The 4,565-nt window shown below is 62.8% G+C and carries 4 protein-coding genes; all 4 read right to left on the bottom strand.

Translation table 11 applies throughout. The features are described from left to right. Nucleotides 1–146: 146 nt before the first annotated feature. Nucleotides 147–719 (bottom strand): acetolactate synthase small subunit, encoded by a 573-nt coding sequence (ilvN, locus tag EN893_RS19815; RefSeq protein WP_023757090.1) that lies wholly within the window; start codon nucleotides 717–719, stop codon nucleotides 147–149. A gap of 85 nt (nucleotides 720–804) precedes the next feature. After that, the gene (locus EN893_RS19810; RefSeq protein ID WP_127272402.1) at nucleotides 805–2,586 is read right to left on the bottom strand and encodes an acetolactate synthase 3 large subunit; all 1,782 of its coding nucleotides are present in this window, start codon (nucleotides 2,584–2,586) and stop codon (nucleotides 805–807) included. A 257-nt stretch (nucleotides 2,587–2,843) separates the two neighbouring features. Further along, nucleotides 2,844–3,977, bottom strand: coding sequence for a DUF6600 domain-containing protein (locus tag EN893_RS19805; protein ID WP_245481062.1), 1,134 nt, complete (start codon nucleotides 3,975–3,977; stop codon nucleotides 2,844–2,846). Between the two features lie 204 nt (nucleotides 3,978–4,181). Further along, a partial coding sequence (locus tag EN893_RS38160; RefSeq protein ID WP_164900972.1) for a hypothetical protein occupies nucleotides 4,182–4,565 on the bottom strand: 384 nt, incomplete at its 5' end.

The raw sequence follows: 4,565 nt of genomic DNA, 5'->3' as shown, positions 1-4,565 counted from the left end.
GCCCCGGCGTGATCGAGGTCACGAAGGCGTAGACAAGCAGGGCAAGGAATGCGTCGAGCGACATGGATATCCTCCCTGACAAGTCAGCATCGGAAGCCTCACTATGGAAGCTGGCTGACGCGTTCGGCGCCAGCCCCGCCGAAGTCCTACATCGCCTGCGGGCCGCGGTTCAACGCTGCCACGCCGGTGCGGCAGATTTCGACCAGGCCGAGCGGTTTCATGATGGCGATGAACTGGTCGATCTTGGAGCCTTTGCCGGTGATCTCGAAGATGAAATGCTCGGTGTTGGCGTCGATGACGCTGGCGCGGAACGCATCGGCCAGCCGCAACGCCTCGACCCGGGCCTCGCCGGTGCCGGCGACTTTGACCAGCGCCAGTTCGCGCTCCAGCGGCCGCTCCTGCCCGGATTCATGCGAACGCACGGTCAGGTCGACGACGCGGTGCACCGGCACGATGCGCTCGAGCTGGTGCTTGATCTGCTCCAGCACATGCGGCGTGCCGCGCGTCACGATGGTTATGCGCGACAAATGCTTTTCATGCTCGGTCTCGGAGACGGTCAGGCTCTCGATGTTGTAGCCACGCCCGGAAAACAGGCCGATGACCCTGGCAAGCACGCCCGGCTCATTGTCGACCAGCACGGAAAGCGTGTGGTTTTCCGGCTTTTCCGTCTCCTTGGCGATGAAATAGGCGGAGCCGGTCGGTTGTAGCTGTGCGTTCATGACATGAATCTCGATTTCAAGCTCTTGAGCTAATTCTTTGTTTGCGCAGGGCTTTCTGGCGACAGCTCTGCCTTGGTTCTGCCGGCTACACCAGTTCCCTGCCCTTGGCGTCGATGGCGTTGGCCACCGCCTCGTCGGTCGCCTCGTCGGGCAAGAGCATCTCATTGTGCGCCTTGCCCGATGGGATCATCGGGAAGCAGTTGGCGAGCGTCGCCACGCGGCAGTCGAACAGCACCGGCTTCCTGACCGAGATCATCTCCTTGATCGCGTCGTCCAGTTCGTCCGGCTTCTCGCAGCGAATGCCGTGTCCGCCATAGGCCTCGGCGAGCTTGACGAAGTCGGGCATCGCCTCGGTGTAGGAATGCGACAGCCGGTTGCCGTGCAGCAGCTGCTGCCACTGCCGCACCATGCCCATATACTGGTTGTTCAGGATGAAGATCTTGATCGGCGCGTCGTGCTGCACGGCAGCGCTCATCTCCTGCATCGTCATCTGCACGGAGGCGTCGCCGGCGATGTCGATGACCAGCGCGTCGGGATGCGCGATCTGCACGCCGAGCGCCGCCGGCAGGCCGTAACCCATCGTGCCCAGCCCGCCTGACGTCATCCAGCGGTTCGGCTTCTCGAAATGATAGTGCTGCGCCGCCCACATCTGGTGCTGGCCGACCTCGGTGGTGATGTAGGTGTCCATGCCCTTGGTCAGTTCGTAGAGCCGCTCGATGGCGTATTGCGGCATGATCACGTCGTTGTTCATCTTGTAGGCGAGCGAGTCGCGCGCACGCCATTTGGCGATCTGCTCCCACCACGGGTAGAGCGCCTTCTTGTCGGCCTTGGCGCTCGCGCGCCACAGCCGCACCATATCCTCCAGCACCCGGCCGACATCGCCGATGATCGGCACCTCGGTGTGAACGTTCTTGTTGATCGACGATGGATCGATGTCGATGTGGATCTTCTTCGAATTCGGCGAGAACGCGGTCAGCCGGCCGGTGATGCGGTCGTCGAAACGCGCGCCGATGCAGATCATCACGTCGCAGTCATGCATGGCCATGTTGGCTTCATAGGTGCCGTGCATGCCGAGCATGCCCATCCAGTTCTTGCCCGATGCCGGATAGGCACCGAGGCCCATCAGCGTCGAGGTAATCGGGAAACCGGTAAGATCGACCAGTTCGCGCAGCAGATGGCTCGCTTCCGGGCCGGAATTGATGACGCCGCCGCCGCTATAGATGATCGGCTTCTTGGCGCTGGCCATCAGCTCGACCGCCGCCTTGACCTTTTCCAGGTCGCCCTGGACCTTGGGCTGGTAGCTGGTGCGCGGCGCGATCTGCGGCGGGACGTAGAATCCCCTGGCGAACTGCACGTCCTTCGGAATATCGACGACGACCGGACCCGGACGGCCGGTGGTCGCGACATGGAAAGCCTCGTGGATGGTGGCGGCGAGCTCGTTGACGTCCTTCACCAGCCAGTTGTGCTTGGTGCAGGGGCGCGTGATGCCGACCGTATCGCATTCCTGAAAAGCGTCGGAGCCGATCAGCGAGGTCGGCACCTGCCCCGTCAGGCAGACCAGCGGGATCGAATCCATCAGCGCGTCCTGCAGCGGCGTCACCGCATTGGTGGCGCCGGGGCCGGAGGTCACCAGCATGACGCCGGCCTTGCCGGTCGAACGCGCATAGCCTTCGGCCGCATGGCCGGCGCCCTGCTCGTGGCGCACCAGTATGTGCTCGACATCGTCCTGCTGGAAGATCTCGTCATAGATCGGAAGGACAGCGCCGCCGGGATAGCCGAAGACATGCTTGACGCCATTGTCCTTCAGCGCCTGCACCACCATTTCGGCACCTGTCATCTCGCGCCGCTCGTTCTGTCCGTTGCTCATCGGTCTGGTCCCGTACTGTCGCCATTTGGCGTTTGCTGGTCGTTTAGTCGTGTTTAAGGCAATAAAAAAGGCCCCCGAGGGAGCCTGTGTCTTGCGCATGGGGGGTTTTCGCCCGGCGGTTACACCGCCTTGCCCACGCGCTTTCCTACGAGAATGAGTGCCGTTTTCATGGTGGCGGACACTAAGGGCGGGCAAGGCAGCCTGTCAACGGGAAAAATCGCGCCGGCGCGCACAGCGTGCCGGCGCGATCGAGCTTGTCAGCCCGGCGCCTTGCAGCGGGAAACGCGTGGATCGCATTTGAACGCCTTCCTGGCCTGCATCTTCGCTGGCGGATGGTGGGGTGCCACCCTTGCCGGGGCATGGTGCTGGGGCATGCGCATTGCCAACGCTTGCTGATGCGGCTTTTGTTGCCCAGCTCCGCGTGCAAGACGCTGCCCCGAAACCGGCTTGGGCGACCCCCGGTTGAGCGACGATTTGACAACGATGCGTCCGTCGCCCGCGGTCCTGTCGGCATGCAGCTTGAGCGCATCGGCCTTCGCGCCGTTGCCGGCGGCCATCCGCTTGCTCACCGGCTTCACGACCACCGGATTGCTGGCAGTCACCGCGCCGGGGGAAATGGCCTTGTTGCCGGTCGCAGTCTTGGGACCCGCCAGGATTTGCCCGTTCCCCTTTGTATTGCCGGCAAGCCTCTTGATCTCGGCGCCCCTGGAAACATCGAGCCGTGCACTGGCAAACACGCCTTTGCGAGGCGGAACCAGTTTTGCCGCCTTGATCGATTCGATGACGGGCTTCGGGAGTTGCTGCAGCCGGGGTCCGGCATTGATTGCAACGACCTGATTGCCAAGTCGCACGCGCGGTGCATTGTTGACCACGACCGTCTGGTTGATGATCGTCGTGTTGCGCATGATGACGACGTTCTCCTGCACCGGCCGCACCATCCTGACCAGATCGACCGCGCCGATCGCCGCCACAGGCACGAAACACCACCAGGCGTCGTCGAAGGCGACACCGACGTCGGGCGGCGCTGGAGCCCAGCCGACATCATTGCCGCCCTGACGCCACACCACCCAGGCTGGCGCCCATTGATCGCCGGCGATCCACACCCAGCCGAAATCGGGATCATACGCCCAGCGGCCATAGTGATAGACGACATCGCCGAATGGCTCGGTGGACTGCCAGTACCAGCCATCGTCGGTCCAGACCCACCTGCCTTCGGTGTACGGCCGCCATTCGGTACGGACCGAGGGAACCCAGACATCGCCGAATCGGGCCGAGGTTCGCCATCCGCCATAATTCGAAAGCCTTTCGCGGACGGTGACGGCAATTTCCGCCGCATGCGCCTGCGTTCCGGGCAGCACCAGCGGGCCGGTCAGGGTCGCGCTCAAGGCCATGACCGCGGCCATTGCTGCTGCGCGTCCACGCCGGCCAAGGGAGCGACATGAAGACGCTTGGATGAAAGGTATGATGATCATAACGGGCTCCAGAGTTCCGCATCCAGAAAATCCCGGGAACCGCCCTGTTGCCCGCCACCGCTTCCCGGCTTCTCACCGATCGGTTGTCATCGGCCCGGGTGACCGCATTGCGGCATTTGACCATCAATTTTGCGCGACCGGCGCGGCATTCACAAATGGAACGTTCGTTTCCGGCGCCCGGGCGATTCCGAAACCGCCTGGCGATCTCATTTCTAGGATAGACCATTGAAATCGCTGGAAACTATGGTGGGGCGTGACGAGGGCCACCATCTCTGACGATACTTGATCGTCCGGCGGCAAGCCCGGCGGAGCGACCACCATGACGATCTGGATTTCACGGGAGGAAACCTGATGCTCGACAAGCCCTCTAGCAAGAACACGGCCCCTAGCAAGAAACTGTCCGACCTGCTCGATCAATTCGGCGCCGCGCTTGCTGCCAATGACATCGAGAAGGCGGTCGATTGCTTTCAAGATGATTGCTACTGGCGCGACCTCGTTACCTTCACC

This window comes from Mesorhizobium sp. M7A.F.Ca.CA.004.04.2.1 (assembly GCF_004022825.1).
GTDB lineage: Bacteria > Pseudomonadota > Alphaproteobacteria > Rhizobiales > Rhizobiaceae > Mesorhizobium.
The sequence above is the reverse complement of the archived record's forward strand: the minus strand, read 5'-3'. Positions and strand labels throughout refer to the sequence as shown.

Excerpts from the sequence above, each read along its gene's own strand:
- ilvN (WP_023757090.1), bottom strand. The coding sequence starts at position 719 with ATGAACGCACAGCTACAACCGACCGGCTCCGCCTATTTCATCGCCAAG.
- EN893_RS19810 (WP_127272402.1), bottom strand. The coding sequence starts at position 2,586 with ATGAGCAACGGACAGAACGAGCGGCGCGAGATGACAGGTGCCGAAATG.
- EN893_RS19805 (WP_245481062.1), bottom strand. The coding sequence starts at position 3,977 with ATGGCCTTGAGCGCGACCCTGACCGGCCCGCTGGTGCTGCCCGGAACG.